This is a genomic window from Chromohalobacter sp. HP20-39, assembly GCF_033052815.1.
In the GTDB taxonomy this organism is placed as follows: domain Bacteria; phylum Pseudomonadota; class Gammaproteobacteria; order Pseudomonadales; family Halomonadaceae; genus Chromohalobacter.
The window spans coordinates 1-276 of sequence record NZ_JAWHTP010000623.1 but is presented as its reverse complement, the minus strand read 5'-3'; the positions used below and the strand labels follow the sequence as shown (position 1 = coordinate 276).

Below are 276 nucleotides of genomic sequence, written 5' to 3'. Positions count from 1 at the left end.
TTGGCGTCAGCCTGGCCGCCGCCGTGATCGTAAGCGACGCGTTCATGCATTGCGCACATGCGCAGATCTTCGGCACCGTTCAAGCGGACGGTACCGTTGTCCTGACCAACATGCCGAGCGGCGCGCGTGGCACCGGTCTTCGCGTCATCGTCGAGGCGCGTCCGGCCCCGGTGCAACAGCCTGCAGACAAGGTACGCAGCGGGGGCGGCGCCGCGATCGACATGTCACGGTACGGCGACATCATTGCCGAAGCGGGACGCACCTGGAACGTGCAAC

1 protein-coding gene is annotated in these 276 nt (G+C 66.3%); it reads left to right on the top strand.

Annotated elements, in window-relative coordinates; genetic code table 11:
* Window positions 1–44: 44 nt before the first annotated feature.
* Window positions 45–276, top strand: a 232-nt coding sequence (locus RVY79_RS19450; RefSeq protein WP_317466215.1) for a hypothetical protein, incomplete at its 3' end; no start/stop codon positions are given.